Origin of the sequence: Allobrachymonas denitrificans DSM 15123 (genome assembly GCF_900110225.1) — a bacterium.
In the GTDB taxonomy this organism is placed as follows: Bacteria; Pseudomonadota; Gammaproteobacteria; order Burkholderiales; family Burkholderiaceae_C; genus Brachymonas; species Brachymonas denitrificans.
Genome location: NZ_FOCW01000001.1, coordinates 1,389,560 through 1,405,936 on the forward strand (window position 1 = coordinate 1,389,560; position 16,377 = coordinate 1,405,936).

The 16,377-nt window shown below is 63.1% G+C and carries 15 protein-coding genes and 1 tRNA gene; 13 read left to right on the plus strand and 3 right to left on the minus strand.

Annotated features, from left to right (window positions below; genetic code table 11):
* Positions 1-7: 7 nt before the first annotated feature.
* A complete protein-coding gene (locus BMW28_RS06390) occupies positions 8-1,138 on the minus strand; it encodes a phospholipase (protein WP_091815204.1) in 1,131 nt (376 codons plus the stop codon).
* A gap of 239 nt (positions 1,139-1,377) precedes the next feature.
* Here BMW28_RS06390 and BMW28_RS06395 point away from each other — a divergent pair, with 239 nt between their 5' ends.
* The 3 genes from BMW28_RS06395 to murI all read left to right on the plus strand — a co-directional run bounded on the left by BMW28_RS06395 (position 1,378) and on the right by murI (position 4,805).
* On the plus strand, positions 1,378-1,959 hold the full coding sequence (locus tag BMW28_RS06395) for a hypothetical protein (protein ID WP_234970006.1): 582 nt from the start codon (positions 1,378-1,380) through the stop codon (positions 1,957-1,959).
* Positions 1,960-2,149: 190 nt separating this feature from the next.
* A complete protein-coding gene (locus tag BMW28_RS06400; RefSeq protein ID WP_091815207.1) occupies positions 2,150-3,703 on the plus strand; it encodes a fumarate hydratase in 1,554 nt (517 codons plus the stop codon).
* 214 nt (positions 3,704-3,917) lie between these two features.
* The gene (murI, locus tag BMW28_RS06405; protein ID WP_091815210.1) at positions 3,918-4,805 is read left to right on the plus strand and encodes a glutamate racemase; all 888 of its coding nucleotides are present in this window, start codon (positions 3,918-3,920) and stop codon (positions 4,803-4,805) included.
* Here murI and BMW28_RS06410 read toward each other — a convergent pair.
* Positions 4,787-6,106, minus strand: a complete 1,320-nt coding sequence (locus BMW28_RS06410; protein WP_091815212.1) for an MFS transporter — start codon at positions 6,104-6,106, stop codon at positions 4,787-4,789. The two genes, murI and BMW28_RS06410, sit on opposite strands and share 19 nt — an antisense overlap.
* A gap of 165 nt (positions 6,107-6,271) precedes the next feature.
* Positions 6,272-6,895, minus strand: coding sequence for a DUF6806 family protein (locus tag BMW28_RS06415; protein ID WP_091815214.1), 624 nt, complete (start codon positions 6,893-6,895; stop codon positions 6,272-6,274).
* Positions 6,896-7,294: 399 nt separating this feature from the next.
* On the opposite strand from BMW28_RS06415, the gene thrS reads away from it, so the two are divergent.
* From thrS to BMW28_RS06465, 10 genes are all read left to right on the plus strand, one after another.
* Positions 7,295-9,226, plus strand: a complete 1,932-nt coding sequence (gene thrS / locus BMW28_RS06420; RefSeq protein WP_091815217.1) for a threonine--tRNA ligase — start codon at positions 7,295-7,297, stop codon at positions 9,224-9,226.
* A gap of 81 nt (positions 9,227-9,307) precedes the next feature.
* On the plus strand, positions 9,308-9,904 hold the full coding sequence (infC, locus tag BMW28_RS06425; RefSeq protein ID WP_091815220.1) for a translation initiation factor IF-3: 597 nt from the start codon (positions 9,308-9,310) through the stop codon (positions 9,902-9,904).
* 155 nt (positions 9,905-10,059) lie between these two features.
* The gene (rpmI, locus tag BMW28_RS06430; RefSeq protein WP_091815223.1) at positions 10,060-10,263 is read left to right on the plus strand and encodes a 50S ribosomal protein L35; all 204 of its coding nucleotides are present in this window, start codon (positions 10,060-10,062) and stop codon (positions 10,261-10,263) included.
* 26 nt (positions 10,264-10,289) lie between these two features.
* Positions 10,290-10,649 (plus strand): 50S ribosomal protein L20, encoded by a 360-nt coding sequence (gene rplT, locus BMW28_RS06435; RefSeq protein ID WP_091815225.1) that lies wholly within the window; start codon positions 10,290-10,292, stop codon positions 10,647-10,649.
* Positions 10,650-10,938: 289 nt separating this feature from the next.
* Positions 10,939-11,991, plus strand: a complete 1,053-nt coding sequence (gene pheS, locus BMW28_RS06440; RefSeq protein WP_091815228.1) for a phenylalanine--tRNA ligase subunit alpha — start codon at positions 10,939-10,941, stop codon at positions 11,989-11,991.
* Between the two features lie 75 nt (positions 11,992-12,066).
* Positions 12,067-14,493 (plus strand): phenylalanine--tRNA ligase subunit beta, encoded by a 2,427-nt coding sequence (pheT, locus tag BMW28_RS06445; protein ID WP_091815230.1) that lies wholly within the window; start codon positions 12,067-12,069, stop codon positions 14,491-14,493.
* Positions 14,494-14,543: 50 nt separating this feature from the next.
* Positions 14,544-14,879: an integration host factor subunit alpha gene (locus tag BMW28_RS06450; protein ID WP_091815232.1), complete on the plus strand. Its 336-nt coding sequence runs from the start codon at positions 14,544-14,546 to the stop codon at positions 14,877-14,879.
* Positions 14,880-15,182: 303 nt separating this feature from the next.
* Positions 15,183-15,644, plus strand: coding sequence for a MerR family transcriptional regulator (locus tag BMW28_RS06455; protein WP_091815234.1), 462 nt, complete (start codon positions 15,183-15,185; stop codon positions 15,642-15,644).
* A gap of 131 nt (positions 15,645-15,775) precedes the next feature.
* A tRNA-Pro gene (locus BMW28_RS06460) sits at positions 15,776-15,852 on the plus strand.
* Between the two features lie 238 nt (positions 15,853-16,090).
* On the plus strand, positions 16,091-16,377 hold a 287-nt coding region (locus BMW28_RS06465; RefSeq protein WP_091815237.1), incomplete at its 3' end, for a DUF1153 domain-containing protein.

Genomic DNA, 16,377 nt, shown 5'->3' on the forward strand with positions numbered 1-16,377 from the left:
GCAACCATCATAGTGGCTGGATGCGCGCAGGATCGGGATGCTCCAGCCATTCGGCAAACTCCTCCACCAGCTGCTGGCTGGCCGCCACGGCTTGCGACCATACGCGCACACGACCGGCGTGGTCATCGATATAGCGACGGAAGTCGTTGCGGTCGGGCAGTTTCCCGTTGGGCAGCTGGCGCACCCATTCGGGATTCGGTGCGAGCAGCAGCATGTGGTCCAGCGCATCGGTGCTGGCGTGGCGCCAGCGCAGGGATTTGTCGAGCCAGCCCGGCACCACTGCCTGCTGGAAGTGTGGATACAGCACGATGCTTGCTGTGCCATCGCCCGCCGGCTGCACTGGGGACTGTCCCTTCAGGTAACGCAGATGCAGGTGGTAATCGGTAATGCCGCCATCCCAGTAGGCTCCCGCAGGAGCGCCTGGAATATCATGCACGGCTTCCAGCACGAAGGGAATCGAGCCACTGGCCTGCAAGGCCGGCATGAAGTTGGCCTGGGTGAGTTCCACCTGATGCGTGCGGAAGTCTCCAGCGTCGAACGGCATCGGACTGATATCACCCGCGGGCGGGCGTGGCGAGGAAAACACCACCCGGTCCAGCCAGTGCGACAGCGAGTTGCGACTCCAGGCATTGCTGCCATAAGCGGCCAGATAGCCCAGATGGCTGCGCCCTGCCCGCTCACGCGCCAGCAGGCGCCGCCCACGGGCAGCGACCACATGCAACCGGTAGCGCGGATGCGCCAGCACCTGCTCCACCCTGCCGCCGTAGAACTGCTGCAGATTCCGTGCAAAGGCCGCACTCACTTCCGCCGGCGGCGGCAGACGCTTGCGCCGGCCATCGTTGCGGGTCTTGAACTCCTCATGGATGTAGTTGTGCTCCAGCAACTGAAACGCGCTGACCGCATCCGGCAGACAGGCCGTCGCCATGCGCCAGGCACCGATGGATGCCCCCACCAGATGCACCGGCTGACTACTGCGCGTCAGCCAGTCGCCAAACAGGAACTGGTCCATGCGCAGCAGCATCAGCCCCTTGGGCCCGCCAGCTGCCGCCGGAATCACGCCGATGTGCTGCGGCAACAGGCCATGCTGCTGCACGTGGCGCAGCGCGGCGGGTCCGGCATGGATGGCTAGGGCACGCATGGCAATCGACTTCCGTTCGTGGGCAAACTGCCAGTGTAACCAGCGCCGGTGACTGCACTGGAATGCAGCATCCGTGACGCAGTTCCGCTTCTGCCGCAAAAGCACAAGCCGCGCCGCTTGTCGCCACGGATGCAAGCCGTAACAATCAGGCGCGTCGCAAGGCATTGAAGCCGCGACAGCGTCCCCGCATATTGGATTGCCGCTTGCGCGGCGTTGTCACCACAACAAGGAGAACGCACATGAATGCCATGGACATGGCCCAGGGAGATCCCCGTCTGGAAGCTGCCGTTGCACGCTCGCGCAAGCTGTTGCACAAGAAGGCCGTGACTGGTGCCGTCACCAGCATGGTGCCGATTCCGGGCGTGGATTGGCTGGTCGATGCCTCCTTGATGACCAAGGTGATTCCGCAGATCAATCAGGAGTTCGGCCTGACACAGGCCCAGATCGCCCGCCTCGACCCGCAGAAGCAGGCGCGCATCCAGAAGGCGATTGCCGCAGTGGGCGCAGTCATGGTGGGCCGGCTGGTGACCAAGGATCTGGTGCTGCGTGCCGCCCGCATGGTCGGCATGCGCCTGACGACCAAGCAGGCCGTCAAGTATGTGCCGCTGGCCGGCCAGGTGGCTGCTGCCGCGCTGGGCTACACCGCCCTGCGCTATCTGGGCGAGCAGCACATCCGCGACTGCGTGCGCGTGCTGCGCGAATCCGGTCTGGCCGAACTGCTGCCACCAGCCCAGTCCCTGGAGCTGCCGCTCGAAACCCCTACGCGCAAGCGCATCCTCGGCAAGTGGCTGGGCCGCCCCGGCGAAGGCCCGGCTGCCTGACAAGGCACACCGCTCCACCAACGGCTGCGTCACCACGCAGCCGTTTTTCCTTGTGGCGCGGCTGGCGGCAAGCCCTTGCCCCTGCAGTTAGCAAGACGTCAGCCAGACAAGGCACAATAACGCCTGCAAAACGCTGGCGCAGTCGGCCAGTGAGGCATTGCCATTACTTGAACAGACCCAAGGAACACCCATGACCACCATCATCAAGCAGGATGACCTGATCGAATCGATTGCTGCGGCGCTGCAGTACATCAGCTTCTACCACCCGGCCGACTACATCCAGCATCTCGCGCGCGCCTACGAGCGCGAGCAGAGCCCCGCTGCCAAGGACGCCATGGCGCAGATCCTGACTAACAGCAAGATGAGCGCCACCGGCCACCGTCCGATCTGCCAGGACACCGGCATCGTCAACGTGTTCCTGAAAGTGGGCATGGACGTGCGCTTCGAGGGTCTGACCGGTTCGCTGGATGACGCCATCAACGAAGGCGTGCGCCGCGGCTACAACAACCCCGACAACCGCCTGCGCGCCTCCGTCGTGGCCGATCCGCAGTTCGCCCGCAAGAACACCAAGGACAACACCCCCGCCGTGATCCATGTCGAGCTGGTGCCCGGCAACAAGCTGGACGTGACCGTGGCAGCCAAGGGCGGCGGCTCCGAAAACAAGACCAAGTTCGTCATGCTCAACCCCAGCGACAACCTGGTGGACTGGGTGCTCAAGACCGTGCCGCAGATGGGCGCCGGCTGGTGCCCGCCCGGCATGCTGGGCATCGGTATTGGCGGCACTGCCGAAAAAGCCATGCTGATGGCCAAGCAGTCGCTGATGGAAGACCTGGACATGTACGAGCTGCAGGAAAAGGCTGCCAAGGGTGGCGAGCTGTCCGACGTCGAGAAGCTGCGCCTGGAGCTGTTCGAGAAGGTCAACGCCTTGGGCATCGGCGCACAGGGCCTGGGCGGCCTGACCACCGTGCTGGACGTGAAGATCAACATGTACCCCACGCACGCCGCTTCCAAGCCGGTTGCCATGATCCCGAACTGCGCCGCCACCCGCCACGCCCACTTCGTGATGGACGGCAGCGGCCCGGTCTACATGGATCCCCCGAGCCTGGACCTATGGCCCAAGGTCGACTGGACGCCCAACACCGAAACCAGCAAGCGCGTTGACCTCAACACCCTGACCAAGGAAGAAGTGGCCAGCTGGAAACCCGGCCAGACCCTGCTGCTGAACGGCAAGATGCTGACCGGCCGCGATGCCGCCCACAAGCGCATCCAGGACATGCTGGCCAAGGGCGAGAAGCTGCCGGTCGATTTCACCAACCGCGTGATCTACTACGTGGGCCCGGTTGATCCGGTGGGCGACGAAGTGGTGGGCCCGGCCGGCCCGACCACCGCCACCCGCATGGACAAATTCACCGACATGATGCTGGAGCAGACCGGCCTGATCGCCATGGTCGGCAAGGCCGAGCGCGGCCCGGTGGCCATCGAATCCATCAAGAACCACAAATCGGCTTACCTGATGGCCGTGGGGGGTGCTGCCTATCTGGTGTCCAAGGCGATCAAGGCGGCCAAGGTGGTCGGCTTCGAGGACCTGGGCATGGAAGCCATCTACGAATTCGACGTGGTCGACATGCCCGTGACCGTGGCCGTCGATGCCGGCGGCACCAGCGCCCACATCACCGGCCCCGCCGAGTGGGAAAAGCGCATCGCCAGCGGCGAGTTCAAGGGCATCGACATCACGGCTGCCTGAGGCTCCTGAAGGGAGTTGCCCGAGGCAGCTCCCACCGCCAGGCCGCCAGCATGAGGCGCGCGTGAAAATCCTCTCCGGATTTTCTGCACGCATCCATGCGGCGGCTTTTTTGTCGCCTGCGCCCACCCGCCTGCGCTTGGCCTGCCTCCATTTCAGGCATCATGCTTCCATCGCGGAGTGAAGTGTTTGCTCCGCCAGCCCAGACCGATAGACCATGCAGCCCGATTCCGCACTTGCCTCCCGTCCCATTGGCGTTTTCGACAGTGGCGTGGGCGGGTTGAGCGTGCTGCGCCAGTTGCTGCGCCTGCTGCCGCAGGAAGACTTCGTCTATCTGGCAGACACGGCCTGGGCGCCCTACGGCGAGCGCAGCACGGAAGAGATCCAGCAGCGCAGCCTGGCCATCACGCGCCACCTGGTCGATACCCACGCCATCAAGCTGCTGGTGGTGGCCTGCAATACCGCCACAGCACAGGCAGTGCATGCCATCCGCGAAGCCTACCCTGCTCTGCCCATCGTCGGCATCGAGCCCGCCATCAAGCCTGCCGCAGCGCTGACCCTGACGGGCCATATCGGCATCATGGCGACCCACGCCACCGTGCAGAGCCAGCGTTTCCAGCGGCTGGTGCAGGAATGGTCGGGCGACCGCCAGATGCACATCCAGGCCTGCAACGGACTGGCACTGGCCATCGAGAATGCGCTGGAAAATCAGGCCAACCCTGACGGCGAAACCGTAGAAAGCCTGTGCCGCCGCTATGTGCAGGCCCTGGGAAGCTTTGTGCAGGATGATGCGATCAACGGCATCGACACCCTGGTGCTCGGCTGCACCCATTACCCCTTTGCGGCAGACGTGCTGCGTCCGCTGGTCGGTCCCGGCGTGCGCCTGATCGAACCCGGCGAGCCCGTTGCCCGCCAGACCGCGCGGCTGCTGGAGAGCGCACATCTGCTGCGCCCGGAAACCCTGGAGCACTCGGTCTTGCACCATGGCCATCTGGAACTACTGTGCACCGCTGCACCCAGACGGCTGGAACAGGCCGCCCGCCAGTGGCTGCACCTGCCGCGTGCCAGCGCGCAGCTGCTGAGCAACTACGCCGAAGCGCCCTGAACCGATGCCAGTGCGGCAGCACGCCCGCGCTGCACCCGCATCGGCCACAAAAACAGCATCCCCGCCACGAAGAAGGCGCTGCACGCCACGATGGCAATGCGCTGGTTGCCGCCGGCCAGCCAGGTGATCATTCCATAGCTGATGGGGCCGATGATGCTGGCAATGCGTGTGGCCGTGGTCCACAGCCCGAAGAATTCCGCCAGTTGCCGCGGTGGCGCAAACAGCCCGACCATGGCCCGGCCCGCCGACTGGCTGCTGCCCATGCACAGGCCGGCAATGGTGGCTGCCACCCAGAACTGCGCCTTGTTCTGCGCCAGCGCAGCGATCACGCACACGGCAACCCAGCCGACCAGCGTCAGCGACAAGGCCAGCCGGTGGCCGATACGGTCCTGCACATAGCCGAACGCCAGTGCCCCCAGCGCCGCTGCCAGATTGAGCACCAGAATCAGCACCATGGTTTCCTGCGGCGCGAAACCAATCACCTGCTCTGCATAAATGGCCGCCAGCGCAATGGCCACCGCCACACCGGCCTGATAGCAGACGGTGCTGCCCAGCAGCAGACGCAAATCCGGCAAGTGCGCTGCCTGCTGATAGGTCTGCCGCAGATGCCGCAAGGCATTGCCCACCGTCACGGCGGGTTGCACGCCCGCGCCCGGCGGCCTGGCACGCTCGCGCAGCAGGAGGAAAGTCACGACCGCCGGCAAGCCATACATCACCGCCGTCAGCAGCATGGTGACGGGCACAAAGCGCGAGGCAGGCTCTCCCTGCTGCTGCGCCCAAAGCACATAAGCCAGGCACAGCCCCAGCGTCAGCATGCCCCCAAGATAGCCAAAGCCCCAGCCCAGGCCACTCACGCGCCCCATGGCTTCGGGCTGCGCCAGTTCGGGCAGGAAGGATGCCGTCAGCGACTCTCCAAAACTGTAGAAGATGTTGGAGACAACAATCAGGAGCAAGGCCAGCGCCACCATGCCCGGCTGCGCCAGCGCCAGTGCCGCGGTCGCGAGCACGCAGCCCGTGGTAGTCAGCATCAGCAGGCGCTTCTTCTGTGCATGCGCATCCGCCCAGGCGCCGATGGCCGGCATGAGCAGCATCACCACTGCATTGGAGATGCCCAGGGCCAGTGTCCAGGCCAGGGTCGCCCAGTCGGCCTTGCCGGCAATCCCCGCCACGAAATAGGCAGAGAACACCGCGGTCAACACCACCGTGGTGTAGCCGGAGTTGGCGAAGTCATACATCGCCCAGCCGAACACCTCGCGGCGGCGCACGCCGGGATTGAGGGCAGAATCAGGCAGCAGGTTCATGAGTGGGTGCAGAGAGAGCGGGAGGAAGCCCAGAGTCTGCCTGAGCTGTGTGACAGCGCATGAAGGCGCACGCGGGACGCACACTTGCGCCCGGCGCGCCTCCTCAGCCAGGCAGCACAAGCAGGCGCCAGGCCTGATGCACTGCCAGCCTCCGTGGCAGGCGATTCAATGCAGATGCCGCGGCTTGTTGCGCCCGCGATGGCCGCCATTGCCGCTGCCACGTGGCGGCTTGCCGATCTCCAGCGATTCCACCAGCGCATCGAAACGCTGGGTGAACAGCTTGTCGACCTCGCCCACCACGCCGGTCAGCTCGGACGCATCGAAATGGCGCTCCATCAGGGCAATCACGTCCTGCACCAGCAGGTCGCGCTGCACCTGCATGATGGCCGCAGGCGTGGGGCCGACGAACACGATCATGAAGTCGTCGCGCGAATCCTCCTCGCGCATTTCTTCATCTTCCTCATCGTATTCAGCATCGTAGAAGGTGACCTCGATCGGCGCGCCGGTGCTGGCAAGCTCGTTCAGGTTCATGCACATGTCGTCGATGTTGCGGCGGAAGTCCTCATCGCCGCGCACGGTCCAGCACATGCGCAGCAGATGCTGGCGATGGTCGAACTGCAGGCCGGGCTCTTCCTCGTAGGCGCTGATGGAGCCTTCGGCCAGCGAGCGGGCGCCGGCATACTGCCACAGGGGCTTGAGTGCTTCCTGCACGTCGCCCACTTTCACGTCGGGATGCAAAGAGACCTCGCCGTGCACATGAATCTCAAAGGGGCGGTCGTAATGTGCCATAGGATTTCTCTGCAAATTGTCTTGTCCACCGGCGGCCGGGCCACCGGGCATCGCCGGGCGATCAAACCGCCGGACGTCGTCCAAGTGTACCGGAGCTTGCCCCGCAGGGTGTGCCGCTGCGCCCACAGGCAAAAGCACTAAATTCCGCAGAGACACGACGCTTGCGTGCACACGGGGTAAAATGGGGTTTTCCTGCATATGCATTGACCACACAGCCAAGAGCGAGAAAGGCAGCACGGGTTATGACACCGCGAACTACGCCCTCTTCCTGTACCGGCACCTCCACAGGTGTCGCGCCGCTGCTTGCTGGCACGTCCGCCTGATTCGTTTTCCAGGCACTTCGAGCAAAGCGCGGCCACTGTCCGCGCTTTTTTGTTGTCTCCTAATTTCCGCAGCACCATGATTACCATCACCCTCCCCGACGGCTCGCAACGCAGTTTTGAACAGGCCCCCACCGTGGCCGACGTGGCCGCCAGCATCGGCAGCGGCCTGGCCAAGGCTGCCCTGGGCGGCAAGGTGGACGGCAAGCTCGTCGACACCAGCTACCTGATCGAGCAGGATGCCCCGCTGGCCATCATCACCGCAAAGGACGCCGACGGCCTGGAACTGATCCGCCACTCCACCGCCCACCTGCTGGCCTACGCCGTCAAGGAACTGTTCCCGGATGCGCAGGTCACCATCGGCCCGGTGATCGACAACGGCTTCTACTACGACTTCTCGTACAAGCGCCCCTTCACGCCCGAAGACCTGGCCGCCATCGAAAAGAAGATGACCGAGCTGTCCAACAAGGACGAGCCCGTGGTGCGCCGCGTGCTGCCGCGTGACGAAGCTGTTGCCTACTTCAAGGGTCTGGGCGAGAACTACAAGGCCGAGATCATCGCCAGCATTCCCAGCAACGAGGACGTGTCGCTCTACCGCGAAGGCGCCTTCGAGGATCTGTGCCGCGGCCCGCACGTGCCCAGCACCGGCAAGCTCAAGCACTTCAAGCTGATGAAGGTGGCCGGCGCCTACTGGCGTGGCGACAGCAAAAATGAAATGCTGCAGCGCATCTACGGCACGGCCTGGGCCAGCAAGGACGAGCTCAAGCAGTACCTGCACATGCTGGAAGAAGCCGAAAAGCGCGACCACCGCAAGCTGGCACGCGAACTCGACCTGTTCCACATCGACGAGCACTCTCCCGGCACCGTGTTCTGGCACCCCAAGGGCTGGACCATCTGGCAGCAGGTGGAGCAGTACATGCGCAATGTCTACCGCGACAACGGCTACCAGGAAGTGAAAGGCCCGCAGCTGCTCGACAAGGGCCTGTGGGAAAAAACCGGCCACTGGGACAAGTACCGCGAGAACATGTTCACCACCGAGAGTGAAAAGCGCGACTATGCCCTGAAACCCATGAACTGCCCCGGCCACATCCTGATCTACAAGCAGGGTGTGCGCAGCTACCGCGACCTGCCGCTGCGCTACGGCGAATTTGGCCAGTGCCACCGTAACGAGCCCAGCGGCGGCCTGCACGGCATCATGCGCGTACGCGCCTTCACCCAGGACGATGGCCACATCTTCTGTACCGAAGACCAGATCCTGTCCGAATGCAGCGCCTTCACCACCCTGCTGCAGAAGGTCTACGCCGATTTCGGCTTCACCAACATCATCTACAAGGTCTCGACCCGCCCCGAGCAGCGCATCGGCTCCGATGAGGTGTGGGACAAGGCAGAGCACGCGCTGATGGAAAGCCTGCGAGCCTCCGGCTGCGACTATGTGATCTCCCCCGGTGACGGCGCCTTCTACGGCCCGAAGATCGAATACACGCTCAAGGATGCCATCGGCCGTGAATGGCAGTGCGGCACCATCCAGGTGGACTTTTCCATGCCGGAGCGCCTGGATGCCGAATACGTAGGCGAGGACGGCAACCGCCACCGCCCGGTGATGCTGCACCGTGCCATTGTCGGCAGCATGGAACGTTTCATCGGCATCCTGATCGAACAGTACGCGGGCGCACTGCCCGCCTGGCTCGCTCCGGTGCAGGTGGCCGTGCTCAATATCACCGATGCACAGGCCGAATATGCGCAAAACGTGGCTCAGACGCTGCGGAATCAGGGTGTCAGGGTCATCACAGACCTGCACAACGACAAGATTACCTATAAAATACGTAGTCACGCCACGCAAAAACTGCCGTACATCCTCGTCGTGGGAGACAAGGAGAAGGAAAATGGCAACGTGGCGGTACGCGCCAGAGGCAATCAGGATCTCGGCGTGATGTCGGTAGACAGCTTCGCCAAGCTGCTGCAGGACGACATCGCCCGCAAGTCCGCAGTCCCCGCACCGGAACAGGCCTGACCGCTCGGCGGCTGGCCTTTCACCTAGTGAAAGGCCAGCCGCCTTTCTGGCGTCAAAAGAGAGACATCGAAAGGATTTACCATAGCTACCGAATACCGTGATCGCCGTCACCGTGAAGAGCGCAAGCATCGCCTGAACCGTGAAATCAATGCCCCCGAAGTGCGTCTGTCGGGTCCCGACAACGAGCCCCTGGGCATCGTCAGCATCCAGGAAGCCCTGCGCATGGCAGGCGATCTGGACGTGGATCTGGTCGAGATTGCCGCCATGGCCAACCCGCCGGTCTGCCGCCTGATGGACTACGGCAAGTTCAAGTACCAGGAGCAGAAGAAGGCAGCCGAGGCCAAGGCCAAGCAGAAGGTCATCGAGGTCAAGGAAGTCAAGTTCCGCCCCGGTACCGACGACGGCGATTACAACATCAAGATGCGCAACATCCGCCGCTTCCTGGAAGACGGCGACAAGTGTAAAATCACGCTTCGCTTCCGCGGCCGCGAGATTACGCACCAGGAGATCGGCATGGCCCTGCTCCAGCGCATTCGCGATGAACTGGGTGACAGCATCACGGTCGAGTCCTTCCCCAAACTGGAAGGCCGCCAGATGATCATGATGATCGCCCCCGGCCGCAAGAAGCCGGCTGCAGCCAAGCCGGCGGCAACTGCTGCCGAAGAAGGCCAGCAGTAAATTCCTGAACAAGGTTCGAAGGCAGGACGCGCAAGCGCCCTGCCTTCAGCACTGCCGCGGCATCCGTGCCGGGGCAAAACAAGTGGCTCGGGGCCAGCAAGAGGATGCCAAGGTGGCATTCCGCCTCACGAGCACAACAAAAAAGGAGCATTCCAATGCCCAAGATGAAGACCAAGAGCAGCGCGAAAAAACGTTTCCGCGTTCGTCCCGGTGGCAGCGTCAAGCGTGGCCAGGCTTTCAAGCGCCACATCCTGACCAAGAAAACCACCAAGAACAAGCGCCATCTGCGCGGTGCAGTGAACGTGCATGAGACCAACATGGGTCACATGGCACAGATGCTGCCCAAGCAAGGCCTGTAATTAACCGACGAACAAGGAGATAGATAATGCCTCGCGTCAAACGTGGTGTAACGGCACGTGCCCGTCACAAGAAAGTTCTCGCCCTTGCAAAAGGTTTCCGTGGTCGTCGTGGTAACGTCTACCGCGTAGCCAAACAGGCCGTCATGAAGGCTGGCCAGTATGCCTACCGTGACCGCCGTACCAAGAAGCGCGTGTTCCGCCAGCTGTGGATCGCGCGTATCAACGCCGCAGCCCGTGCCAATGGCCTGACTTACAGCCAGTTCATCAATGGTCTGAACAAGGCTGCCATCGGTCTGGACCGCAAGGTGCTGGCCGACATCGCCGTGCATGACGAAGCCGCTTTTGCAGCCATCGTCAACCAGGTCAAAGCCAAGCTGGCCGCCTGATTGCACGAGGAACCCTCTCCGTCACTGTTGCCTCAACACGACCACCGGGGTTCCGAGCCAAGAAACAAGGGCTGGTTCTGCAAAGTGCCAGCCCTTTTTCTTTAGACTTCTCCAGATGGCATCCGCCAGTGCAGCGCCCTCTTTCCGGTTGCCGCCCTGACGCATGCCGCCTGATCCGGCAGCCCGATCTGCCGGTGGCTGGCGCAGCCTCACGGCTGCATCCTCCCTGTTGTTGAACCGCCAGCAGGCGCCTGAAGCCTGTTGACGCCCTTTTTCTCCGATTGCCACCATGAACGACCTGGACGCCATTGTTGCCAGCGCGCAGCAGAGTTTTGCCGAAGCCGCCACCCCGAACGACCTGGAAAACGCCAAGGCGCGTTTCCTGGGCAAGGCCGGCCAGATCACCGAGCTGATGAAGGGCATGGCCAAGCTGTCGGTGGAAGAAAAGAAAACCCGTGGCGCAGCCATCAACCAGGCCAAGCAGGCGATCGAGGCCGCGCTGACGGCACGCCGCAACGCCCTGGCCGAAGCCGAGCTGCAGGCGCAGCTGCAAGCCGAAGCGCTGGACGTGACGCTGCCCGGCCGCACACGCGGTGCCGGCGGCCTGCACCCGGTCACGCTGACACTGGAGCGTATCGAGTCCATCTTCGGCTCCATGGGCTTTGAAGTGGCGCGCGGCCCCGAGATCGAATCCGACTGGTTCAACTTCACCGCGCTGAACACGCCCGAAGACCATCCGGCCCGCTCCATGCACGACACCTTCTATGTGGAAGGCGGCAACGAAAAGGCTCCCAACCTGCTGCGCACACACACCAGCCCGATGCAGATCCGCCATGCCGTGCAGCATGTGAAACGCCACCGCGGCCTGCTGGATGCCGGCCAGACCATGCCCGAGATCCGCGTGATCGCCCCCGGCCGCACCTACCGCGTGGACAGCGATGCCACGCACTCTCCCATGTTCCACCAGTGCGAAGGCCTCTGGATCGGCCAGAACATCAGCTTCAAGGACCTGAAGGTGGTGTTCACCGACTTCTGCCGCACCTTTTTCGAGAGCGATGACCTGGTGCTGCGCTTCCGCCCGAGCTTCTTCCCGTTCACCGAGCCCAGCGCCGAGATCGACATCCAGTTCCAGAGCGGCCCGCTGGCCGGCAAGTGGCTGGAAGTGGCCGGCAGCGGCCAGACGCACCCCAACGTGGTGCGCAACATGGGGCTGGACCCCGAACAGTACATCGGCTTTGCCTTCGGCATGGGCCTGGACCGTTTCACCATGCTGCGCTATGGCGTGAACGATCTGCGCCTGTTCTTTGACGGCGACGTGCGCTTCCTCAGCCAGTTCCGCTGATACCGGCAGCGGCGCCCGGTGCGCCGCCTGCCAAGCCCCGTTGTCCGAACGTCCCCCGAATTTTCCGAGAACACCATGCAATTTCCCGAATCCTGGCTCCGCAGCTTCTGCAACCCTTCGCTCACCACCCAGCAACTGGCCGATACCCTGACCATGGCCGGCCTGGAAGTGGAAGAGCTGTCGCCCGTGGCGCCGCCCTTCTCCTCCATCGTGATCGGCGAGATCAAGGAAGCCGAACAGCACCCCGATGCCGACCGCCTGCGCGTGTGCAAGGTGGATGTCGGCCAGCCGGAGCTGCTGCAGATCGTATGCGGCGCACCGAACGCCCGCGTCGGCATCCGTGTGCCCTGCGCGCTGGTGGGCGCCGAATTGCCGCCCGGCGAGGATGGCAAGCCCTTCAAGATCAAGGTGGGCAAGCTGCGTGGCGTGGAGAGCTACGGCATGCTGTGCTCGGCACGCGAACTGCAGCTGTCCGAAGACCACGGCGGCCTGCTGGAACTGGCAGCTGATGCGCCGATTGGCCAGAACATTCGCGAACACCTGGATCTGGACGACACCCTGTTCACCCTCAAGCTCACGCCCAACCTGGCGCACTGCCTGAGCGTGTACGGCGTGGCGCGCGAAGTGTCGGCCCTGACCGGCGCGCCGCTGCAGGCCCTGCCCGAAGCGCAGGTGCCGGTGACGGCCAGCGCGCAGGTGCAGGTGGACGTGCAGGCGCCCGATCTGTGCGGGCGCTTCAGCGGCCGCGTGATCACCGGCGTGAATACCGATGCGAAGACGCCCGCCTGGATGGTGGACCGTCTGGCGCGCTGCGGCCAGCGCAGCGTGTCTGCCCTGGTGGACATCTCCAACTACGTGATGTTCGAGCTGGGCCAGCCCTCTCATATCTTCGATGCCGACAAGATTGCCGGCTCTGCCCTGCACGTGCGCTGGGGCAAGCCAGGTGAACAGCTCAAGCTGCTCAACGGCAATACCGTGACGCTGGACGACACCGTGGGCGTCATCGCCGACGACAAGGAAGTGGAATCGCTGGCCGGCATCATGGGTGGCGATGCCACTTCGGTGAGCGATGACACGAAGAATGTGTATGTCGAGGTCGCTTTCTGGTGGCCCAAGGCCGTGGCCGGCCGTTCGCGCCGCTATAACTTCAGCACCGATGCCGGTCACCGCTACGAGCGCGGCGTGGATCCGGCACGCACGCTGCAGGTGGTCGAGCGCATCAGCCAGCTGATTCTGGAGATCTGCGGCGGCCAGGCCGGCCCGTCCAGCGACGTGCAGCCCCATATGCCGCAACCGCAGCCGGTGACGCTGCGCGTGGAACGTGCCTGCAAGGTGATCGGCATGCCGGTGACCGAGCAGCAGTGCCTGCAGGCACTGCTGGGCCTGGGCCTGCCCACCACGGCCAGCAATGGCGTGATTACCGTGACGCCGCCCACCTACCGCTTCGACCTGCAGCTGGAAGAGGACCTGATCGAGGAAGTGATCCGCGTGATCGGCTACGAAAAGCTGCCGACTACGCCGCCGCAGGCGCCCATCACGCCCAAGCTGCGCCGCGAAACCGAGCGCAACCCCTATGCCGTGCGCCGCCAGCTGGCCGGCCTGGGCTATCAGGAAACCATCAACTACAGCTTCGTGGAAGAACGCTGGGAGAACGAGCTGGCGGGCAACACCAGCCCGATCAGGCTGATGAACCCGATCGCCAGCCAGATGAGCGTGATGCGCTCCTCGCTGATCGGCTCGCTGCTGAACGTGGTGAAGTTCAACCTGGACCGCAAGGCCAGCCGCGTGCGCGTGTTTGAAGTGGGCGCGGTGTTCCTGCGTGACGACTCCGTGGTGGAAAGCGACAGCACGGTGGCCGGTTTTGCCCAGCCCACGCGCGTGGCCGGCATGGCCTATGGCCCGGTGCAGGCGCTGCAGTGGAGCAGCAAGGACAGCGCAGTCGATTTCTACGACGTGAAAGGCGACGTGGAAGCGCTGCTGGCGCCGCTGCGTGCCACTTTCGAGCCGGCCGAGCACCCTGCCCTGCATCCGGGCCGCTGCGCGCGCGTGCTGGTGGATGGCAAGGCGATCGGCTTTGTCGGCGAACTGCATCCGCGCTGGCGCCAGGCCTATGAGCTACCGCAGGCGCCGGTGGTGTTTGAACTGGACTGGGAAGCCGTGCTGCAGCGTCCGCTGCCGAAGTTTGCTTCCGTCTCCAAATACCAGGCGGCCGAGCGTGACATTGCCGTGATCGTGAAGGAATCGGTGACGCATGATGCGCTGCTGGCTGCCGCCATGGCAGCGCCCACGCAGGGCACGCTGCGCAGCGCCGTGGTGTTCGATGTGTTCCGCGCCGGCAAGAACAGCCAGGCCGACTGGCTGGCCGCCGACGAGAAGAGCGTGGCGATCCGCCTGCAGTTCCTGAACGAGGCCGCTGCGCACACCGACGAATCGCTGGAAACCGCCCGCCAGGCTGTGCTGCAGCAGCTGGCCAGCAGCGTCGGTGCCCGCCTGCGCGGCTAAGTTGGCATCATTTCTGCGAGAATCACCGGAACTGAAAGCACAGGACAGTCATGGAAATTGCACTCGACTCCCTCGAAACCCCGACGCTGACCAAGGCCCAGCTGGCCGAGAAGCTGTTCGACAACATCGGCCTGAACAAACGCGAGGCCAAGGACATGGTCGACGCCTTCTTCGACCTGATCGCGCAGGAACTGGTCAAGGGCAATGATGTGAAGATCTCCGGCTTCGGCAACTTCCAGTTGCGCGCCAAGTCGCCGCGGCCGGGCCGCAACCCGCGTACGGGCGAACTGATCTCGATCGAGGCCCGCCGTGTGGTGACTTTTCATGCGAGCCACAAGCTGAAGGCGATCGTGCAAGGGGACGAGGGAGCGGCTGAAGAAGAGTGATTTCTTCGCCGGCTCAATTTTCCCTTACAGGGACCGCGCTTGCGGTCCTTTTTTCATGTGGCTTCTGAGAATTTTTCGTGCCGCGATGCGTCATAACTAAGAAATCACTTGAAGTATTCCGGTTCGTGCCTGTCTGCCCATCCTCTGCGCAATGCTTGGTCAGACTTGGGGCGCAGATTGAAAAAACACTGCAGAATCATCCTCTAAGCGCTGTTTTTGAAACCCCACCTTCACAAACAGGCGCAACTTTAGGATATGCTATGGGTTTGCAGCACCTGAGTCGCTGCGTGTATTGCTGTTGCCATGAGCACCCCCACTCCGAATCTTCCCGCCATTCCTGCCAAACGCTACTTCACCATCGGGGAAGTCGCCGAGCTCTGCGGTGTCAAACCGCACGTGCTGCGTTATTGGGAGCAGGAATTTACCCAGCTCAACCCCATGAAGCGCCGCGGCAACCGCCGCTACTACCAGCACCACGAAGTGCTGATGGTGCGCCGCATCCGCGATCTGCTCTATGAGCAGGGATTCACCATCAGCGGTGCGCGGCACCAGCTGGAGATGAACAAGGGCAAGGCGGGAGCGGCTGCTGCTGAGACCAATGGCTCCGCCACTGCAGTTGCCATTGATGGCGCTGGCGTGGCACCTGCGACCGCGACTGCTGGCAGCGAGGCGATTCCGGTCAGCAACACTACTGATAGCGAGCCGATTGCGGATGTAGCCAGCCTGCGCCGCGAATTGCAGGCGATTCTGTCGTTCCTGGCGTGAGGCTGTGGGCTGACCGCCTAGTGTCAGACGGAACACGGAAAACTTCCCCCCAAGCCCGCCCTTCTCCCCAACGACAGAAAATTTTCGACGTCTTTTCAAAACACCAAAAATCAGCATATAATTGATGTTCTCGGCGTGTGGCGCAGCCTGGTAGCGCACTTGCATGGGGTGCAAGGGGTCGCGAGTTCGAATCCCGCCACGCCGACCATAAAACCAAGGGCCTGATTCTGCAAAGAATCAGGCCCTTGTTCTTTTTGCAGGCTCGCTACGACTATAAACCGAGAGAACTGACAACTACCGTGAATTTATCGGTAGCTCAGGGGAGCTCTTGCAGTCATACGGCACAAACGAGACGCCATCCCCTCTCCAGGAATGCAAAAAGCGTCGCCCGCTTTGTATTGACCCACTGAATTCCTGCACAGGTGTTATTGTTGAAGGAAACGACGATGAGTACCCTGATGGAAGACGATATCAAGCGCTGGACGGCCAAGCGTAAAACGGCCTTGGTCCTGGAGATCATCCAGGGCAAGACTACGGTGGCAGAGGCCAGCCGTGCCTTTGACCTGCAGCCTTCAGAGCTGGAGCAATGGGTGGAAGAAGGCAAACGTGGCATGGAGAATGCCTTGCGTACCAATCCGCTCGATGTGCGCCAGCAGTATGAGAAGAAGCTCAGTGACCTGCAGGAAGCCTACGGCGAAGCCATGCTGGAGCTGCGTGCCAGAAAAAAGCTGGC

Bases quoted from the DNA above. Each gene is read 5' to 3' on its own strand.
- thrS (WP_091815217.1), top strand. From the start codon at position 7,295: ATGATTACCATCACCCTCCCCGACGGCTCGCAACGCAGTTTTGAACAG.
- BMW28_RS06395 (WP_234970006.1), top strand. From the start codon at position 1,378: ATGAATGCCATGGACATGGCCCAGGGAGATCCCCGTCTGGAAGCTGCC.
- BMW28_RS06450 (WP_091815232.1), top strand. From the start codon at position 14,544: ATGGAAATTGCACTCGACTCCCTCGAAACCCCGACGCTGACCAAGGCC.
- BMW28_RS06410 (WP_091815212.1), bottom strand. From the start codon at position 6,106: ATGAACCTGCTGCCTGATTCTGCCCTCAATCCCGGCGTGCGCCGCCGC.
- BMW28_RS06390 (WP_091815204.1), bottom strand. From the start codon at position 1,138: ATGCGTGCCCTAGCCATCCATGCCGGACCCGCCGCGCTGCGCCACGTG.
- rplT (WP_091815225.1), top strand. From the start codon at position 10,290: ATGCCTCGCGTCAAACGTGGTGTAACGGCACGTGCCCGTCACAAGAAA.
- pheT (WP_091815230.1), top strand. From the start codon at position 12,067: ATGCAATTTCCCGAATCCTGGCTCCGCAGCTTCTGCAACCCTTCGCTC.
- pheS (WP_091815228.1), top strand. From the start codon at position 10,939: ATGAACGACCTGGACGCCATTGTTGCCAGCGCGCAGCAGAGTTTTGCC.
- BMW28_RS06415 (WP_091815214.1), bottom strand. From the start codon at position 6,895: ATGGCACATTACGACCGCCCCTTTGAGATTCATGTGCACGGCGAGGTC.
- BMW28_RS06455 (WP_091815234.1), top strand. From the start codon at position 15,183: ATGAGCACCCCCACTCCGAATCTTCCCGCCATTCCTGCCAAACGCTAC.
- murI (WP_091815210.1), top strand. From the start codon at position 3,918: ATGCAGCCCGATTCCGCACTTGCCTCCCGTCCCATTGGCGTTTTCGAC.
- rpmI (WP_091815223.1), top strand. From the start codon at position 10,060: ATGCCCAAGATGAAGACCAAGAGCAGCGCGAAAAAACGTTTCCGCGTT.
- BMW28_RS06400 (WP_091815207.1), top strand. From the start codon at position 2,150: ATGACCACCATCATCAAGCAGGATGACCTGATCGAATCGATTGCTGCG.